The following is a 931-nucleotide window of genomic DNA, read 5'->3' on the forward strand; positions in this document are numbered from 1 at the left end:
TGTTAGCGTCAATCTATTTTTCACCAGTTTCGCTAAACAGGCGCGCCGTTCGCGCAAAGGCGGTTTCACCGGTTGCGCTAACGTATTTTCACCGATTCCGGTCACGGCTCGACGGGGCCGTCCCTCGGCAGGTCCTTCAGCCTGTAGGACCTGCCGGTTATCTTGACCAGGTGGCAGTGGTGGCACACCCTGTCCGCGATCGCGCTCGCCGCCACGTCGTCCCCGAACACCCTGCCCCAGCCGCTGATCCCCACGTTGGTGGTGATGATCGTCGAGCGCTGCTCGTAGCGCGTCGATATCAGCTGGAACAGCAGGTCCGCGCCCGCGCTGCCGACGTCGAGGTAGCCGAGCTCGTCGATGATCAGCAGCCTCGAGTGGGCGTAGTACCTGAGCCTCTTCTTGAGGATGCCGCGCGACGAGGCGTCCTCCAGGTCCTCGACGAGCCGGGCGCAGTCCACGAACCTGACCTCGCGCCCCGCCCTGACCGCCTCGATGCCCAGCGCGACGGCGAGGTGCGTCTTGCCCACGCCGGGGCTCCCCACGAACAGGACGTTCTCGGCCCGCTCGACGAACCTCAGGGTCGCGAGCTCCTCGATCTCGGCGCGCGGGACCGACGGCTGGAAGTCCCAGTCGAAGTCCGCCAGCCCCTTGACGTAGGGGAACCCCGACGACCGTATGCGCTGGCTGGTGATCCTGACCTCCCGGGCGGCGACCTCGACGCGCGTCATCTCCTCGAGGGCGGAGGCGAAGCCCCGCTCGCCCGCGGCGACCATCCTCACGTAGTCGGGCAGGGACGCCGCCATCTCGTGCAGCCCGAGCGCGGAGAGGTTCGCCTGCGCCCTGATCGAGGGGCTGCCCTCCGCGACGGCGCCCATCACGCCCCTCCGAGCGAGTCGAGCAGCGCGAGGTTGGCGCGCGCGGCCTCGGCGAT

At 68.4% G+C, this 931-nt stretch carries 1 protein-coding gene; it reads right to left on the bottom strand.

The features are described 5' to 3' along the window. Positions 1-101 precede the first annotated feature (101 nt). Positions 102-875 (bottom strand): IS21-like element helper ATPase IstB, encoded by a 774-nt coding sequence (istB, locus tag ACTQV3_RS09240; RefSeq protein WP_427719878.1) that lies wholly within the window; start codon positions 873-875, stop codon positions 102-104. Positions 876-931 lie beyond the last annotated feature (56 nt).

Source organism: Collinsella sp. LCP19S3_A7, from assembly GCF_052121995.1.
In the GTDB taxonomy this organism is placed as follows: domain Bacteria; phylum Actinomycetota; class Coriobacteriia; order Coriobacteriales; family Coriobacteriaceae; genus Collinsella.